The 17,108-nt window shown below is 37.1% G+C and carries 18 protein-coding genes; 5 read left to right on the forward strand and 13 right to left on the reverse strand.

The features are described from left to right. Nucleotides 1-4 precede the first annotated feature (4 nt). The 4 genes from E2K98_RS01550 to cyoE form a co-directional block, all read right to left on the reverse strand. Complete coding sequence (locus E2K98_RS01550; protein ID WP_133332554.1) at nt 5-631, reverse strand: cytochrome (ubi)quinol oxidase subunit III; 627 nt, start codon at nt 629-631, stop codon at nt 5-7. Further along, nucleotides 631-2,502, reverse strand: a complete 1,872-nt coding sequence (gene ctaD, locus E2K98_RS01555) for a cytochrome c oxidase subunit I (protein ID WP_165976152.1) — start codon at nt 2,500-2,502, stop codon at nt 631-633. Before ctaD ends, E2K98_RS01550 begins: the two co-directional genes overlap by 1 nt. Before the next feature lie 28 nt (nt 2,503-2,530). Beyond that, nucleotides 2,531-3,589, reverse strand: a complete 1,059-nt coding sequence (gene coxB, locus E2K98_RS01560) for a cytochrome c oxidase subunit II (RefSeq protein WP_133332556.1) — start codon at nt 3,587-3,589, stop codon at nt 2,531-2,533. Between the two features lie 190 nt (nt 3,590-3,779). Continuing rightward, nucleotides 3,780-4,718 (reverse strand): heme o synthase, encoded by a 939-nt coding sequence (cyoE, locus tag E2K98_RS01565; protein WP_133332557.1) that lies wholly within the window; start codon nt 4,716-4,718, stop codon nt 3,780-3,782. A gap of 552 nt (nt 4,719-5,270) precedes the next feature. On the opposite strand from cyoE, the gene E2K98_RS01570 reads away from it, so the two are divergent. After that, a complete protein-coding gene (locus E2K98_RS01570) occupies nt 5,271-6,179 on the forward strand; it encodes a COX15/CtaA family protein (RefSeq protein ID WP_133332558.1) in 909 nt (302 codons plus the stop codon). Between the two features lie 26 nt (nt 6,180-6,205). Here E2K98_RS01570 and E2K98_RS01575 read toward each other — a convergent pair whose 3' ends face one another. Then, the gene (locus tag E2K98_RS01575; protein WP_133332559.1) at nt 6,206-7,411 is read right to left on the reverse strand and encodes an FtsW/RodA/SpoVE family cell cycle protein; all 1,206 of its coding nucleotides are present in this window, start codon (nt 7,409-7,411) and stop codon (nt 6,206-6,208) included. A gap of 175 nt (nt 7,412-7,586) precedes the next feature. Continuing rightward, a complete protein-coding gene (locus E2K98_RS01580) occupies nt 7,587-7,868 on the reverse strand; it encodes a YlaN family protein (RefSeq protein ID WP_026574749.1) in 282 nt (93 codons plus the stop codon). A gap of 179 nt (nt 7,869-8,047) precedes the next feature. Between E2K98_RS01580 and E2K98_RS01585 the strand changes: the two genes are divergently transcribed. Continuing rightward, on the forward strand, nt 8,048-8,545 hold the full coding sequence (locus E2K98_RS01585; protein ID WP_133332560.1) for a molybdopterin-binding protein: 498 nt from the start codon (nt 8,048-8,050) through the stop codon (nt 8,543-8,545). 39 nt (nt 8,546-8,584) lie between these two features. Here the strand turns inward: E2K98_RS01585 and E2K98_RS01590 are convergent, their stop codons facing one another. Continuing rightward, nucleotides 8,585-9,913 (reverse strand): PhoH family protein, encoded by a 1,329-nt coding sequence (locus tag E2K98_RS01590; protein ID WP_026574747.1) that lies wholly within the window; start codon nt 9,911-9,913, stop codon nt 8,585-8,587. A 181-nt stretch (nt 9,914-10,094) separates the two neighbouring features. Between E2K98_RS01590 and E2K98_RS01595 the strand changes: the two genes are divergently transcribed. Continuing rightward, the gene (locus E2K98_RS01595) at nt 10,095-10,682 is read left to right on the forward strand and encodes a YhcN/YlaJ family sporulation lipoprotein (protein ID WP_133332561.1); all 588 of its coding nucleotides are present in this window, start codon (nt 10,095-10,097) and stop codon (nt 10,680-10,682) included. 17 nt (nt 10,683-10,699) lie between these two features. On the opposite strand, the gene E2K98_RS01600 is transcribed toward E2K98_RS01595, so the two are convergent. Further along, on the reverse strand, nt 10,700-11,155 hold the full coding sequence (locus E2K98_RS01600; protein WP_133332562.1) for a pyridoxamine 5'-phosphate oxidase family protein: 456 nt from the start codon (nt 11,153-11,155) through the stop codon (nt 10,700-10,702). A 144-nt stretch (nt 11,156-11,299) separates the two neighbouring features. On the opposite strand from E2K98_RS01600, the gene E2K98_RS01605 reads away from it, so the two are divergent. After that, complete coding sequence (locus E2K98_RS01605; RefSeq protein WP_133332563.1) at nt 11,300-11,500, forward strand: YlaI family protein; 201 nt, start codon at nt 11,300-11,302, stop codon at nt 11,498-11,500. 566 nt (nt 11,501-12,066) lie between these two features. Here the strand turns inward: E2K98_RS01605 and E2K98_RS01610 are convergent. The 4 genes from E2K98_RS01610 to typA form a co-directional block, all read right to left on the reverse strand. After that, entirely contained in the window at nt 12,067-12,981 is a 915-nt protein-coding gene (locus E2K98_RS01610; protein ID WP_133332564.1) for a nuclease-related domain-containing protein, read from the reverse strand. Nucleotides 12,982-13,123: 142 nt separating this feature from the next. Further along, nucleotides 13,124-13,429, reverse strand: coding sequence for a hypothetical protein (locus tag E2K98_RS01615; protein ID WP_308913150.1), 306 nt, complete (start codon nt 13,427-13,429; stop codon nt 13,124-13,126). 15 nt (nt 13,430-13,444) lie between these two features. After that, nucleotides 13,445-13,759 (reverse strand): YlaH-like family protein, encoded by a 315-nt coding sequence (locus E2K98_RS01620; protein ID WP_026574742.1) that lies wholly within the window; start codon nt 13,757-13,759, stop codon nt 13,445-13,447. A gap of 97 nt (nt 13,760-13,856) precedes the next feature. After that, on the reverse strand, nt 13,857-15,695 hold the full coding sequence (gene typA / locus E2K98_RS01625; protein WP_133332565.1) for a translational GTPase TypA: 1,839 nt from the start codon (nt 15,693-15,695) through the stop codon (nt 13,857-13,859). Nucleotides 15,696-15,856: 161 nt separating this feature from the next. Between typA and E2K98_RS01630 the strand changes: the two genes are divergently transcribed. Further along, complete coding sequence (locus tag E2K98_RS01630; protein WP_133332566.1) at nt 15,857-16,042, forward strand: YlaF family protein; 186 nt, start codon at nt 15,857-15,859, stop codon at nt 16,040-16,042. A gap of 30 nt (nt 16,043-16,072) precedes the next feature. Here E2K98_RS01630 and E2K98_RS01635 read toward each other — a convergent pair whose 3' ends face one another. Further along, nucleotides 16,073-16,870 (reverse strand): inositol monophosphatase family protein, encoded by a 798-nt coding sequence (locus E2K98_RS01635; protein WP_133332567.1) that lies wholly within the window; start codon nt 16,868-16,870, stop codon nt 16,073-16,075. Nucleotides 16,871-17,108: the final 238 nt, after the last annotated feature.

Genomic DNA, 17,108 nt, shown 5'->3' on the forward strand with positions numbered 1-17,108 from the left:
CAGTTTATCCCACCATTCCCATTAAATATACTACTGTAAAGATAAATACCCAAACAACGTCGATAAAATGCCAATATAAACTAAACACATAAAATTTAGGCGCGTTGTAAAGGTCTAAACCTCTCTTTCCATTTCGGAACATTAGTGTTAAACACCATAATAAACCAAATGCAACGTGACCACCATGGAAACCAACTAATGTATAGAAAGCAGAACCAAATGCACTGCTTGTAAAGGTATGCCCCTCATGAACATAGTTGTTAAACTCGTAAACCTCTAGTCCAAGGAATCCGGCACCTAATAAAGCAGTCAATCCAAGCCATACCATCATTTTCTTAAAGGCAAAGTTTTTCATATGATACATTGCATATACACTTGTTAGCGAACTTGTTAAAAGAAGCATTGTAGCAACAAATGTCAGCGGAAGTTCAAACAAATCTTTTGCCAAATGCTGACTTGAATCCGGAACCTTATCTTTTAATGCAAGATAGGTTGCGAAGAGAGAAGCGAAGAGTACAGTCTCCCCGCCTAAGAAAAACCAAAATCCTAAGAACTTATTTTTTGACTCAAGGGTGGATTTTTCAGGCTCAGCAGGCCAGTTTTCATATGTGAATTTTTCTTCAGCGTGCATTATGCCTTAGCCCCCTTTTCTTCTTCAAGTAATTCTTCTTTATGGATATGGAAACCATGGTCATCAATTACTGAACGTAAGAACATGGACCCAAAAGTAATAAGTAAACCAATAATCATAACCGGTAATGCCCATGCTTTATCATTTACATGGTACATAGCACCGAATGCGGCAATGAAAAGACCAAGAGCCGTTGTAAATGGAAGGAATGATGAATTCGGCATGTGAATATCACCAAGCGGCTCAGCCGGAGTCATTTCCTTTTTACCTTCCATTTTTTCTAACCAGTATGCATCTAATCCACGAACTAGCGGAAGCTGCTTAAAGTTGTAGAATGGAGGTGGTGATGGAATCGACCATTCCAGGGTTCTACCATCTCCCCAAGGATCGTTACCAACTTTAACATTTTTTACAGATGTGACAATAATGTTTATTAGCATTACGATAACTGCTGCACCCATAAAGGCAGCACCGATTGAACTAATCATGTTAGCCGTGTCAAATCCTTGACCTGGAAGGTATGTGAAAACACGACGCGGCATTCCCCAAAGTCCCAAAAAGTGTTGGATAAAGAATGTCATATGGAACCCAATAAAGAATAACCAGAAAGTTATTTTACCCATTGCTTCATTTAACATTGTACCAAACATTTTTGGCCAATAGAGGTGAGTTCCGGCAAAAACGGCAAATACTACACCACCGACAATTACATAGTGGAAATGGGCAACTACGAAATACGTATCATGATACTGGTAGTCTGCAGCAGCGGATGCGAGCATAACCCCTGTTACACCACCAGCAAGAAACGATGGAATAAACGCAAAGGCCCAATGCATAGGTGTAGTAAATTTAACACTACCACCCCAAATTGTTAACAACCAGTTGAAAATTTTAATACCAGTTGGTACACCAATTGCCATTGTTGCAACAGCGAAAATAGCGTTCGCTACTGGTCCTAATCCTGTTGTAAACATGTGGTGAGCCCATACCATGAATCCTAAGAAACCGATTAAAACGGTTGCAAATACCATGGAGGAGTAACCAAATAAGCGTTTTCTTGAGAAAATCGGGAATATTTCAGAGAAAATACCAAAAGCAGGTAAAATCAAAATATAAACCTCTGGATGTCCAAAAATCCAGAAAAGGTGTTCCCAAATAACGGTGTTACCGCCCATAGAAACTTCAAAGAAATTCGCTCCGAACAAGCGATCAAACATCATTAACACTAAACCCACTGTTAATGGAGGAAATGCAAATAAAATCAATGCAGATGTTACAAATGTTGTCCAAGTAAACAATGGCATCCTCATATACGTCATTCCTGGTGCACGCATATTGATGATGGTTACGAGGAAGTTAATACCACCAATTAAGGTTCCAAGACCAGAAATCTGTAACCCTAAAATATAGAAATCAACACCATGTCCTTTAGATGCAACAGCTAGTGATGCATAAGATGTCCAGCCTGCATCTGGTGCCCCGCCTAAAAACCATGAAAGGTTTAGGAAAACACCGCCGAAAAAGAATAACCAAAATCCTAAAGCATTTACATATGGGAACGCTACATCGCGTGCCCCGATCTGTAAAGGCATTACCGCATTCATAAAACCAAAAATTAGCGGCATCGCTGCAAGGAAAATCATCGTTGTTCCGTGCATCGTAATAATTTCATTAAATTGTCCAGCACTAACAAAATCATTATTTGGCACTGCAAGCTGGATACGGATAAAGACCGCTTCAATTCCACCTACTAAGAAGAAAAATCCGCCTGCAATCATATAGAGGATCGCGATTTTTTTATGGTCAACTGTAGTTAAAAAATCCCATAAAGTTGCGCCGAATCCCTTTTTTTGAGCATAGGTACTCACAATTTTACCTCCCTTTCAACCAATTCCCCTACTACTGTTGTACTTTCAAGCCCATTAAATACTCAGATAAAGCATTTAATTGATCTTCAGACATTTCTGGGTATTTACCAGTCATTTTATTTCCTGGTTTATATGTTTCAGGATTTCGAATCCAATTTTTTATTTCTGTTTTATTATGATCCAAAATACCAGCAACACGAGATCGATCACCAAAGTTTGTTAAGTTTGGTGCAAGTCTTGCTGCTTCAGGTTTATTGTTTTGTGGAGTTACAGCATGACAGGCTACACAACTTTTATTGAAGATTTCCTGTCCTTGCTGTGCTACAGCGGAATCCGCTTTTTGTGGTTCTTTTACATTTTGCATTGCTTTCACCCAGCTATCAAATTGATCGCGGGACATTGTCTTAACTTTAAAGTCCATCAATGCATGGGATGGTCCGCATAACTCAGCACACTTACCATAGAATAAGTTTCCTGCCTCATCAGCTTTTTTACTGTCGAACTCTAACCAGAATTTATTAATGTTATCTGTGTTAGTATCCATTTTCCCACCTACTGCTGGAATCCAGAAAGCGTGTTTTACATCCATAGACTTTAAGCTAAAATAAACTTTTTCATTTGTAGGAACAACTAACTCTTGGCTAGTTACAATTTTTTGACCTGGATATTCAAAATCCCACCAATATAAATGGGAACGCACATTAATAACAAGTGCTTTAGTGTTTTTCTGATCCATTTTTGACACATCTGCAAGCTTGAACGTTGCAGCAACCGTTGGAACAGCCAGAATTAGAAGTAATAGAATCGGAATAACTGTCCAAATAATTTCTAATTTATGACTCCCCTCAACCTGCTTAGGAATTTTATCGTCCTTTCTTCTAAAACGGAAGAAAACTAAGACGAAAATGATCATGACAACTAGGATAACTCCCACCATGATATAAGTACTTAACTTCATTAAACCATATTGCATATCTGCAACTTCACCAGCGGGCTGTAACGTTGATAGGAACGGTTCACCACATCCGGAGAGAATTAGCGCTAAGATCGCAAACAACGAAATTAAACGCCATTTCGCAAGCCTTTTCATAGCTCAATCAAACCCCTCTTTCGTAAAAAATTTCTTTAATATAAATGTTAGATCAAAGAAGTATGTAGAATGATTCATCCTTTTATGTAAGAATACCCTGCGGCGGGGCTTCATTTTAAAGCCCACCGTGTGCATCCTATTACCAATGGCAGAATAACTTCCATTAGCGTAGAAGAATATCACCGCAAAACTAAATCAATGTAACAATAACCATCGCTACAAATATAATAGTTAAATATTGCAATGAGTACACAAACATTAGTTTTGCCCACTTAATATCATCTTTGATCCTATATCCATAAATCCCTAATGCAAGCCAGCCGAGATTTAACACGGTTGCAAGAATTAGAAATGGGATTCCTAAACTTTTCAAGAAAAATGGGATAGGCAATAAAACTGCTACCCATAGAACAATATGTCTTTTTGTGGTTTTAAATCCTTTAACCACTGGAAGCATTGGAATTCCTGCTGCTTTATACTCCTTCACCCTTCTCATTGCCAATGCATAAAAATGGGGAGGCTGCCACGCAAACATGAGAACAAATAATGCCCAAGCCATTTTATCAAGATTTCCATCAACGGCAGCCCAGCCAATTAACGGCGGGACAGCACCTGAGATACTTCCAATGATGGTATTTGAAACCAACTGTCGTTTTGACCATAATGTATAGAGGAAAACATAACTAAAAACTCCAAGCAGTCCTATTACTGTTGCAGTTAAAGTAGTAAATAATAAAGACAGTGTTCCCATACCTATTAGGATAATTCCAAATGTCAATACCTTTGCAGGAGCCAATTTCCCTGTAACGGTCGGTCTAGCTTTTGTTCGATCCATTAAGTGATCAATATCTCGGTCAAACCAGTTATTAATAACGCATGACCCAGCGATAATAAGGGCTGATCCAGCTAAAGTAAAGAATACGATATCTAAGTTATGTAAAAAACTTTGTCCGGTAAAATGAAGTGCAAGCCATAGGCCAGTAAACGCTGTAATGAGATTGGAATTGACAATCCCAATTTTTATAAGGGCTAAAAAGTCCTTCCATGCCGACGTTTTTTCGATACCAGTTTGCAGGCTTGATGCGTCGTTTTCTATAGCTGTATCACCAAAAGCCTTTGTATTGGACATTTTTTCTCCTCCTAATCCTTTATTACAATATTTGCAATATCCGTTGTTACGATACCTAATTTATTTTATCTTTTCTAGTTAATCATCTGGAAAAGATACTGTCTGAATTTATAATTTCCTAAGTTAAGAATATGTTTTAAAAAAGAAGTGTTTTAAAAAACACTTTCACTGTATATTAAATCACACTTCGAGTGTTTTTTGTGAATTTTTTTTGAATAATTTTTTACTAAATTGTGTCCGTGATTTTCAGAATACTCAAAAATCCGTTATTTCCTTGATAATAGGGAAATAATTCCTAAATATAGCTATCATTTATAGTTTTAACAAACTGTTAGGTAAGTTTCAATAGTTTCCACTATAATAATAGTGAAAATTTAAAATTATCCAAACCTTATTAGAATTTAAAAATCATCAAAAAAAATATCGAAATTCTGTTCTTTTTCCATTCTTTTCGTTATGATGAATAAGGGCTTTTTTTGTACCATTTTATTTATTATACTTACAATAATATCCATTGACAAATTTTTGAACTAAGTTTGGAAGGTGAATTTTTTGCAACGTTCTTTAAAGTGGTTGGCTGTCGCCACTACGATTGGGATGATTTTAGTTTTACTTGGCGGAGCACTTGTAACAAAAACGGGTTCCGGAATGGGCTGTGGAAGATCATGGCCGCTATGCGAGGATAAATTTGTCCCATCTGACATAACTCCAGAATTAATTATCGAGCTTGCCCATCGGCTAGTTTCCGGTGCTGAAGGTATGATGGTCCTTATTTTATCCATTTGGACTTGGAAGGTCATTGGTCATATTCGGGAAACAAAGTTTCTATCGTTTCTCTCCTTCTTTTTCCTTCTTCTGCAGGGATTAATTGGGGCAGCTGCTGTCATGTGGGGCCAATCTAGCTTTGTTCTGGCATTGCACTTTGGAATTTCCCTTGTATCCTTTGCAGCCGTTTTTTTACTTACCCTGCTTATTTTTGAAATAGATAAGAAATTTGATGCAGACAAGCTTTTTATCGACAAGAGGATGGGGTTTCACATTGTTGGTGTTTCCATCTACAGTTATCTTGTCATCTATACCGGCGCGCTTGTCCGCCATACAAAATCAAGCCTTGTCTGCCGTGATTGGCCTTTATGTCTTAACGACGCTCCATCCTTACCAACCAACATCTATGAATGGGTACAAATGGGTCATCGTACTGCCGCAGCTTTGATATTTATCTGGATTGCCTATGTTACATACTTGGCCATACGCGATTATAAAGATCAAAAGGTTCTTTATTGGGGCTGGATTATTTCATTTTGCCTTGTATGCTTGCAAGTGATTGCCGGCGCCTTGATTATTTTCAGCAGACTAAATCTCTATATTGCTCTATTGCACGCCTTTTTCATCACTTGTTTATTTGGGGTGTTAAGTTATTTATTACTCTTATATTCAAGGTCCAGAAAAACTAATAAATAAAAAAGCTGCCATGTTTGGCAGCTTTTTTATTGTTGAATATAGAATACTTTCCCGTCTTGGGTACGTTTTTTGTTCGCTTTTTGATCTGATTTATTCTTTGCGTTTTCGTATTTAACAAACATCGAGACATTGACAAGAATTCCGACTGATATCGCAAGCATAAGCAGTGAGGAACCACCGTAGCTTACAAATGGAAGTGGTACACCCGTAAGGGGCATTACTCCGGAAACCCCGGCAAGGTTTATGAAAGTTTGAATTCCAATCATACTGGAAATCCCTATTGCAAGGAGACTCCCAAAAGGGTCCTTACATTTTAAACCAATATAAATTCCTCTTAAAACAATATAGGCCAGAGTTAGAATTACAAAGCCAACTCCCCAAACCCCTAACTCTTCGGCAATGACAGCCATGATAAAATCTGTGTGTGATTCTGGCAGGTAGCCTAGTTTCTGAATACTTCTTCCCAATCCTAATCCGTTAACCCCGCCAGAACCAATTGCAATATAAGAATTAGCCAAATGATATCCGGATGTTTGTTCTTCTTTAAAAGGATCACTTCGAACGGAAAAACGATCAACCCGTTTTTGTGAAAAAATTTCCCCTCTTGCAAAAACAATAAAAATTAAACCAATGACTACCCCAATCAACAGTAATTTAGACATACTTTTTAAATTCATACCTGATGAGATAATAATGGTTCCAGCAATGAGAACAATAATAAGTGCCGTCCCATAGTCAGGTTGTTTTGCAATTAAAACAACGACAATCATTAAATATACTAAAGGGGGCAGCACTCCCTTGTTAAATTGATTGATATAATTCTGTTTTTTTGCATAAACGGCAGATAAATAAATAATCATTGCCAACTTAACAAACTCTGAAGGTTGAATTTTTATAGGGCCAATTTGATACCAACTTTGGGCATTTCCTGCAACCGTTCCAAAAGCAAATAAGCCTAATAACGCAATAATCGATAAAAATACCATTGGTGCTAAAAAGTATTTTGTAAATTTCATTATTTTGTATGGGATTATAGCTGTAAAAATAAAAATCACTAATGATCCTAGTAAAAATATTTTTTGTTTTTGGTAAAAGTAATCGCTGGGTAGCCGATACCGTTGAACAGCAGATGCCATGCTGGCACTATAAACCATTACTAATCCAAATGCTGACAATAGGATAATGGCGAGGATTAAGGTATAGTCGTAGGACTTTAATATTTTTTTTACCATTCATTTATTCCTCATCTTCAGATTTAATTTAACAATACTATTATAATAGAAAATTGGACATATTTCTTGAGGAAAAGTTACTGACCTCTAATAATTTTTAAAGTGAAAAAAGGGAGTAAAAATAATAAAGAACTCAAACAAATGGAAATCTTTACTGTTTGAGTTCTTTGGTCATTTATTTTCTTTTGAATGCATCATGGAGTGCGGATAGTTCACGTTCCAATTGATCTAAAAGTGCTTTTCCGTCCTTAATATCAATTAAACCTAGTCGGGCTGCAAAATCTATCTCTCTTGATAATCCAAACATTTGTGTATCCAATACCTCTTCATAAAGAGGGCATTGAGGCATCGTAAGATTGTCCATTTGCACCTTAATAAGCTTTAATATTTTTTCAGCGTCAGCCTGCAATAAGGCATATGCTTTTTCCTGATGATTCACGATCATTTCAGACGCCAACATTCATCCCCCCATTTCAGAGCGATATCCCACTTATCTTTAAATTTTAACGTTTAGAGCATAAAAATGCAAGAATAATGACATATAGGTGTAGGCTGAAATTCATTTTATCTCCCGAATATGACATTCGTCTAAAAAAAAGTTATACTTAATTCGTGTCATGAACGGGGGTAAAAAATTTGGATAAAATTATTTTAATTTCAGGTAATAGTAAATATACGATTACACTTGATCCAAGTGTATGGATTTTTGACGATCGCCGTATTGATTTAACTACCTATTTTTCTCAAGAAAAGGAAGATAAGGATCCACTCGAAGAATATACGAAAGCTGTTTCAAAACATTGGGACCGCGAAATCATGGAAGGAGCAGTTTATCCGCCGACCTTAAAGACTGAAAAGAAATATGAAAAAATAAAGATGTTAACAGGTACTTTTGGTATTCCACTAAGACCTTTTTTACAAAATGCCGAGCCTAACCCAGATGCAAAGATGGTGGTTGTGGAAACCTCAGAAGGGGAAATTGAATTTCCCCTTGAAGAGGCATTCGAGTTTATCCTCAAATTTTCTGAAGACGGCAAGCCATTAACTTCTGATGGACCAGTACATCTTTATTATGGTGATGGCTCAAATCAACACAATCCAATTAAAAATGTTAAACAATTTAATATTAAATAAAATAAGACGGGTGCTGTTTATTAAGCGCCCGTTTGTTTTTTATAAAAGGTCTGCGGCAAGTCTTGCCAGCCCCGATCTTTCTCCTTTTAAAAGCTTTACATGACCTGAAATATCCTGATCCTTAAACTTTTCAACCACATACGTAAGCCCATTATTATATGCATCCAAATAAGGATGATCAATTTGCTCCGGATCGCCCATTAATACGATTTTACTGCCCTCTCCAACCCGGGTTAATATCGTCTTCACTTCATGCTTCGTTAAATTTTGTGCTTCATCAATAATGATGAATTGTTTTGGTAAACTTCTTCCCCGGATATAGGTTAAGGCTTCCACCTCAATCGAACCCATTCCGGCTAAAATCGCATCCAATTCTCCCGGTTTTTTTGTATTGAAAAGAAATTCCAAATTATCAAATATAGGCTGCATCCACGGTCTAAGCTTCTCTTGCTTTTCACCAGGAAGAAATCCTAAGTCCTTTCCTACCGGTACGATCGGTCTGGCAACAAGGAGTTTTTTATATTCCCTAAAGTCCTCCGTTTGCATTAGACCAGCTGCAAGTGCAAGCAAAGTTTTCCCAGTCCCAGCCTTACCGATTAGTGTTACCAAGGTGATATCCTTACGAAGCAGTAGTTCAATAGCCATCGTCTGCTGTACATTTCGCGGATGAATTCCCCATACATGCTCTTGATTTAAGACCAGTTTTTTTACCTTCTTGCTCGTTTTATCTACCATCCCAATCGCAGACGCCGAACCTCCCAGCGCATCTTTCATGATGAGGAATTGGCTCGGATAAAAAGGATGATTGGCAATTTCCGAAAGATACAGTTCCCCTTTTTCGTAAAATCTTCCAAGTAATTCAATCGGCAGAAAAACTTCGATAAACCCTGTGTAAATATGTTCAAATTCAACTACTCTGTCGTTTAGAAAATCCTCTGCATCAAGGCCGATCGCATCCGCTTTAACCCGAACTAGCGCATCCTTGCTGACGATAATGACTGGCTTTCCATTTTCTTTTGTTTGTTCTTCCATATATAAATTCTTTGCAACCGCAAGAATTCGGTTATCATTTGTTTTTTCAATAAAAATATCCTGAAGTTCATGAAAGGAGCGATGGTTTAATTCAATTCTGATCGTTCCCCCATTTTCCAGCGGGATTTTTTCATGGAGTTTTCCTGCCGCTCGGAGGCCATCAATTAACCTTGAAACCTGCCTAGCATTTCTACCAATTTCATCCATATACCTTTTCTTTGAGTCCACTTCTTCCAAAACTACTGCAGGAATGACCACTTCATTATCTTCAAATGAAAAAATGGAATACGGGTCTTGTAATAAGACATTTGTATCTAATACGTATATTTTACTCAAAGAGACGCCTCCCGCTTTTCTAGTTGTTTTGGCTTGTTTGTGATTTTCAACAAGCCGTGTTACCTGTACTACTTTGGTAAAATATATGTTTATTCGAATAAAGATAGAAGGATTAATGCACAATAATTGTTAGCAAAATCAATTGAACTGTTCGATCAATGTTTCCCGGAGGTGAATATAGATGTTGAAAATTGCGGCAGCAATTATTATATTATTTTGCATTGCCGGATGTGCAAACAATGAGGCCAATAAAAAACAAGAAAATAAATCATCATTAGTGAATGTTAAAAACAGCTATATTGAAAATGTCGATCGAAAAACGGGGCAAGAGATTTCTAAACGCTTAGTTGAATTGGCAACTAGTGTCCCAAATGTTAATGATGCCACTGCCGTTGTCATTGGGCGTTATGCAATCGTAGGGATTGATGTGAATTCAAAATTAGAACGTTCACAGGTAGGAACCATAAAGTATTCCGTCGCGGAAAGTTTAAAAAAGGACCCTTATGGGGCAAAATCCATTGTCGTGGCAGATGCTGATACAACAGAACGATTAAGGGAAATTTCCTCGGATATTAATAAGGGAAGACCGATTCAAGGAATCATGGAAGAACTTGCTGATGTCGCAGGAAGATTAATGCCAGAGGTACCTGGTGACATCATTACACCAAATCCAAAGAATGCTACGGATAAGCCGGATAAGAGTCTATCACCAAACGAAGAAAAGAATTTGAATAAGAAACAAGAAGAACAGTCTAATTATTATAAATGAAAAAAGCTTAGTGAAAACTAAGCTTTTTTCATGGCATCCATTACTTGTTTGTCCAATCTGGCAGCTGCATCCTTGTCATATGTTTTATCATACTTGACCTCAGATACAATTTTTGAACCATAAAACATTACGTCTCTGACTTCGTTTATAGATACTTCAATTAACGCCAATTTCAAGGGAACATCCTGTAGTCTTTCCTCTTTAATGTAAGCTGTGCCTTGGATGGAATATGTAGATTCATTGGCAATCAAATTAATGACGACTTGATTATTTTCACCGATATTCTGAATGATTCTTGAGCGATTATCTACTGCAAAATAAAGGGTACCCTCATCCTTTGCTAAAATCCAGGAAATTGCACTGACATTAGGTCCGCCTGTTTCGTAATCTATTGTTGCCAATGTTACGAACCTCTCTTTTTGCAGCTCATCGTAGAGGGGCTTAATTAATTTAGGTTCCACTAGGTTAGCCATGGTTACACCTCCTTTAAAAACAGTTATTCTAATATTACTACTATCTATTTTATTCATCAACTTTCTAACGCTGGTTTTTCTCTAAGCTTAATATGATATACTATAATAATAAATAGCGGTCATAGAGGTAATTGGGGGGTTAAAATGAGAGTAAAATGCGTAATATGCGATAAGATAGAAAAAATTGAGGATGAAACGCTAGTAGCAAAACGGCTGCGTAATCGTCCAATCCATACATATATGTGCCAGGATTGCAGTATCAGGATATCTGAAAGAACAAAAGCCAGGATTGATACTGGAAAATTTCGTTTTTACCGCGAACGACCAGAAAAGGACGATTGGTGAACCAATACAAGGATTAAAGTGATTTTGTGGTAATGCATTATTGATTTGACCAGAAAATTGTGCTCTTGCAGATAATGCAAGGGCATTGCTTTTGCCTTTTTTCTTATCAATTCGTTCTTAAGGGTAATCCAGAGCCGGTCCTTTTACCCTTTTCACAAAAAACTACTCTCTCTGGCAATGCAGGCTCATTCCTTTTACCCTTTTCATGATAAAAACACTTTCTCGGGTAATGCGGGCTTCTTCCTTTTACCCTTTTCATGATAAAAACACTTTCTCGGGCATTGCAGGCTCATTCCTTTTACCCTTTTCATGATAAAACACTTTCTCGGGCATTGCAGAGCCGCTCCTTTTACCCTTTTCACGAAAAAATTGCTCTCTCGGGCAATCCAGAGCCGTTCCTTTTACCCTTTTCATAATAAAAACACTTTCTCGGGCAATCCAGGCCCGCTCCTTTTACCCTTTTCACGAAAAAATTGCTCTCTCGGGCAATCCAGAGCCGTTCCTTTTACCCTTTTACAATTAAACCACTTGTCAGAGGTAATCCACCTAAGATACTCTTATATAATTTACTCAAAATATCTTAGATGCCTCTCCCCTATTGAAATAAAGTTTGCCTTCAACACCCTCCGAACCATCTTTTTTGGAAACACTCCATTACACCATTCATAAACGGCACTAGTGGTAACCTTTCTATCCGGAAACAAGAGCTTTATTTCTCCAATATTCCTTAACATAGTAAATTCAACTTTTTCTTCATGACCACATTGACTACATACACATTTGTTACCCTTAATATTAATAGAAAATGAATAGCACAAGGCACAAGTTAAACCTTTTTTAACCCGTTCATAAGTATAGGGTGGTAACCGAGTATAGGGTGAAATATTTCGATGCACCGAGATTAATTGTTCTGCAACCTTCAGATGGCGACCATTTAGTTTTGATGAAAGTTGATTTAATTTTTTCATAAAGGAATTAAGCTGAGTAGGAAAAATAATGGGCATGTTTACGCGGGCTTCATATAATGTAAACTCGAGGTTTACAAAGACAACATATCCTTCAACAGGGAACTGTTTACCAATATTTTGGAGCAACTGACGGAGTAGGAATTTACTACTTTTCAACTGATCAAGTGGGTTTTTTATCTCATTATTGGATATAGTAAAAAACCCATCCTTTTTGGAATCGTAATAGTGGTTTCCTTCATAATTCTTAACTTCCATTGTAAAAATGGTTTCTTGTGAAATGATAAGAGTATCAATTTGAAACACCTGATTATTCACCTTCAGACTTAAGTCATTTATTATATAGAGATCGCTTTCAAGTTTTACAGTTAATTTGTCAAATATCACCTCCCCTTGATAACCTTTTTCAAGATTTAAATAGCGTCTTTTGTCTTGTAGGAATAATTCCATCCGGGTGTTTAATATTCTCATGACCAATAACTCAATTGATTCGGTACGTTGCTTTAATAGTTGCATAACCTACTTCCTCTCTATATAAAATGAGATATCAAATACATCTTATAAGAAAAATTCATGAGTAAGTAATTGTCTTTATGTACATTTTGTTAATGAATATTTTCAAATAAAAAAGAAGGTGTCAAAGGGACACCTTCTTTTTTTATTCTTCTTCCTCCGCAGGGAAGTTGCAATATTTATCTGGTTCGTCATTAATTTGGTTTAAGATTACCTCTATAACCTCACGGGGGAAACGTTGTTTCTTACTTTCACCCTCTTGAAGAAAAGATACATAATACATGACATCATCTGTTGTAATCTCGATATTTGCAAGATGATAATCAGATACAAGAATCTCTTCAAAGAGTTCAACCGTTTCCTTAGCAGCCGTATCATCAGGACGGGCATCACTTACAACCTTAATCGTAAGCCAATTATATAATGCATCCTGCAAGGACTTCATTTTCATCTCCGTTTCCCCCAATTACTTTGCTTCAGCTTGGTGTTTTTTCGATTGATGCAAGCGAATTTTATAAATAATCAAGATTAATGCCGCTATGACAAGTCCCTCCGCAACAGGCAAAAAGATTCCTAAAAAAGTGAGAAGGGTACAGCCGACACACAGAAAAATATAAATAACAATGGATTTACCCAATGGGAGCTTTTTGGCGAAGCCAAGCTTATAGACCACAATCGATAAGGCTACAATTGTTAAGTATAAAAGCCACATCCCAACTTTAGGCTGTTCTGTTACTTTATAAAGTGCGGCAAAAAATGAAAGACGTTCTGCAACATTCACACACAAAACCTCCTTTAAAACTATTTTTATCAGTGGTTTCGCTGGATGCTAAAGGGTCCCTCATTTTGTGCCACTGATGGTTACTAAAAAGCTTATCTTAACTCATTTCAGCATATTTTTTCTTTTTAGCCATACGTTCACGTTCATTTTTATCAAGAATTTTCTTACGAAGACGGATGGATTCTGGAGTAACCTCACAATATTCGTCTTCATTTAAATATTCAAGTGATTCCTCAAGGGTCATAATTTTTGGTTTTTTAATGACCGAGGTTTGGTCTTTATTTGCTGAACGAACATTTGTTGCTTGTTTTACTTTTGTAATATTAACAGTAATATCATTTTCACGCGTGTGTTCCCCAACAATCATACCCTCATAAATCTCAGTACCTGGTTCAACAAAAATCGTTCCACGATCTTCTACTTGCATGATACCATATGTCGAAGCTTTACCTGATTCCATTGAAACAAGTACTCCTTGACGGCGTCCTCCAACTTGCCCTTGGAGCATTGGCTGATAGCTATCAAAAGTATGGTTGATAATTCCATATCCACGTGTCATGGTTAAAAATTCAGTGGTATATCCAATCAATCCACGAGCCGGAACATTAAAGATTAAACGAACTTGCCCTGTTCCATTGTTAATCATGTCAATCATTTCACCTTTACGAGCACCAATGGATTCCATTACAGAACCAGTATGCTCTTCAGGAACATCGATTTGTACCCGTTCAACAGGCTCGCAGCGCACACCATCAATTTCCTTAACAATTACTTCTGGTTTAGATACCTGAAGTTCGTAGCCTTCACGACGCATGTTTTCAATTAAAATCGATAAATGAAGCTCGCCACGACCTGAAACAATCCAAGCATCTGGAGAATCAGTATTATCAACTCGTAAGCTTACATCTGTTTGTAATTGGGCACGAAGTCTTTCTTCAATCTTTCTCGCCGTTAAATATTTTCCTTCGCGTCCTGCAAAAGGACTGTTATTCACTACGAAGGTCATTTGTAGTGTAGGTTCATCAATCCGTAAAACAGGTAATGCTTCCTGGTGCTCAGTCGGACAAACTGTTTCCCCTACGTTAATATCTTCCATTCCGGATACAGCGATTAAATCGCCAGCTTTTGCTTCTTGGATTTCTTGACGTTTCAAACCAAAGAATCCAAAAATCTTGGTAACACGGAATTGTTTAACAGATCCGTCTAATTTCATTAGGGCAACCTGTTGACCTACATGCATGGTCCCACGAAATACCCGTCCAATTCCAATTCTTCCTACATAATCATTGTAATCAAGAAGTGCTACCTGGAATTGCAGCGGTTCATCGCTGTTATCAACTGGCGCAGGAATGTTTTCAACAATGGAATCGTACAAACATTGCATGTTTTCATCCTGTTGATGTGGATTGGTACTTGCTGTCCCATTAATGGCCGAAGCGTATATAACAGGGAACTCAAGCTGGTCTTCGGTTGCATCAAGTTCAATAAACAAATCGATAACTTCGTCAATAACTTCTTCTGGACGGGCAAAATCACGGTCGATTTTATTTACAACAACAATTGGCGTAAGATTTTGCTCTAATGCTTTCTTTAGAACAAATCGCGTTTGCGGCATTGTACCTTCATAAGCATCAACTACAAGTAAAACCCCATCAACCATTTTCATGATACGTTCTACTTCTCCGCCAAAGTCAGCGTGTCCCGGGGTGTCAAGAATATTGATGCGGGTGTCCTTATATTGAATTGCAGTGTTCTTAGCAAGAATGGTAATTCCACGTTCTCTTTCAAGATCATTTGAATCCATTGCACGCTCTTCAACATGTTCATTGGAACGGAAGGTTCCGGATTGTTTTAACAGCTGGTCAACTAGGGTTGTTTTCCCGTGGTCAACGTGGGCAATTATGGCAATATTGCGAATATCTTCTCTTATTTTCAAAAAATTCACTCCTACCTCTATTCATAAAAATAAAGCTTATTATAGTTTTTCAAATACAACTAAAACATTATACCATAATTAAGGTGGAAACCTATAAAGAATTTATGTACAATAATAAAGATAAAGGAAATTAGTCTTGAAAATAACAGTGAGGGATAATTATGAAACAAATTAAATGGACTTTACTTTTATACGCAATCCTTGCTGCGGCGTTGATTGCTGGTATTGGAGTTGCGATTGCTGAACAAAGTATCATTGGTACACTTGCCTGTATTATTGCCGTGATTTTAGTTATGGGTATGGGATTTAAAACAAAAAAAAGAATGCGTGAGAACGGTCAATTATAAAAAAGTGAGCCTGATTTCTCAGGCTCATTTTTACCATTTTCCTTCTTTTAAATAATCTTTTAAAATTGTTTGGTGAAGTCCAGGCTTTGCTACAAGAAGTGAATCCTTATTTAGGAACTCAAGCTTTTCTCCCCTTAAATTTGTTACGATTCCCCCTAATTCTTCTACAATTACGGCCCCTCCTGCAAAATCCCATGGGGAAAGTCGCATCGAAATATAAGCATCCACTCGTCCTGTCGCTACATAGATCATTTCAAGTGCTGCCGTCCCATATGACCTAGTACCCCTTGCATCCCTAACAAGTGGAATGAGTAAATTATGATCAATACGATGGTTTTTCATTACCCAAGTAGCATTTAAGGCAATAATCGATTCTTGGATATTTGTCTCACTTAAAGCCGGGAGAACCTTATCATTCAAATAGGCGCCCTTACCTTTAAAGGCATGATATAATTCGTCATGGACTACATCATAGATAATCCCAATTCTCCCTATTCCATTTTCATAAATTCCTAACGAAATGGCAAAATTCCGCTGCTGATGTATAAAATTCATTGTTCCATCAATCGGGTCAATCATCCAGGCAATTCCTTCTAAATCCTTTAACTCGTCTCCAAATCCTTCCTCGCCTAAAATTTTGTGGTCTGGAAAGCTTTCTCTTATTTTCCCAATAAAAAATTGTTCAATTTCTTTATCCATATTTGTGACAAGGTCATTCGCATTTGATTTTGTTTGAATATTCAATGTCTGATCAAAGGATGATCTAATTCTTTCCCCGGCTTCTTTCACCCAAGTAAGTGCAAGCTTATAAATATTTTCCCAATTCATTTCGTCCCTCCAATGTTTACTAATTTTCGCGCGTTGTAGCTAATGTATGTAGTATGAACACCCAAAAAAGATTGATGTACTTATAGCTTAATCAAATTGCTTTAACACATCAACTCTGTTGTTCCATTTTTATACATTCGTGAATAGATTAACAAATGGAAGCAATAATAAACGAACTCCCATTTTGTCACTGGAGTTCGTTTTAGATAAGTTCGACTACTTTTCTATTTTGTATCAT

The organism is Bacillus salipaludis (genome assembly GCF_004358205.1).

Excerpts from the sequence above, each read along its gene's own strand:
- E2K98_RS01550 (WP_133332554.1), bottom strand. The coding sequence starts at position 631 with ATGCACGCTGAAGAAAAATTCACATATGAAAACTGGCCTGCTGAGCCT.
- coxB (WP_133332556.1), bottom strand. The coding sequence starts at position 3,589 with ATGAAAAGGCTTGCGAAATGGCGTTTAATTTCGTTGTTTGCGATCTTA.
- cyoE (WP_133332557.1), bottom strand. The coding sequence starts at position 4,718 with ATGTCCAATACAAAGGCTTTTGGTGATACAGCTATAGAAAACGACGCA.
- E2K98_RS01575 (WP_133332559.1), bottom strand. The coding sequence starts at position 7,411 with ATGGTAAAAAAAATATTAAAGTCCTACGACTATACCTTAATCCTCGCC.
- E2K98_RS01595 (WP_133332561.1), top strand. The coding sequence starts at position 10,095 with ATGTTGAAAATTGCGGCAGCAATTATTATATTATTTTGCATTGCCGGA.
- E2K98_RS01600 (WP_133332562.1), bottom strand. The coding sequence starts at position 11,155 with ATGGCTAACCTAGTGGAACCTAAATTAATTAAGCCCCTCTACGATGAG.
- E2K98_RS01605 (WP_133332563.1), top strand. The coding sequence starts at position 11,300 with ATGAGAGTAAAATGCGTAATATGCGATAAGATAGAAAAAATTGAGGAT.
- E2K98_RS01610 (WP_133332564.1), bottom strand. The coding sequence starts at position 12,981 with ATGCAACTATTAAAGCAACGTACCGAATCAATTGAGTTATTGGTCATG.
- E2K98_RS01615 (WP_308913150.1), bottom strand. The coding sequence starts at position 13,429 with ATGAAAATGAAGTCCTTGCAGGATGCATTATATAATTGGCTTACGATT.
- E2K98_RS01630 (WP_133332566.1), top strand. The coding sequence starts at position 15,857 with ATGAAACAAATTAAATGGACTTTACTTTTATACGCAATCCTTGCTGCG.
- E2K98_RS01635 (WP_133332567.1), bottom strand. The coding sequence starts at position 16,870 with ATGAATTGGGAAAATATTTATAAGCTTGCACTTACTTGGGTGAAAGAA.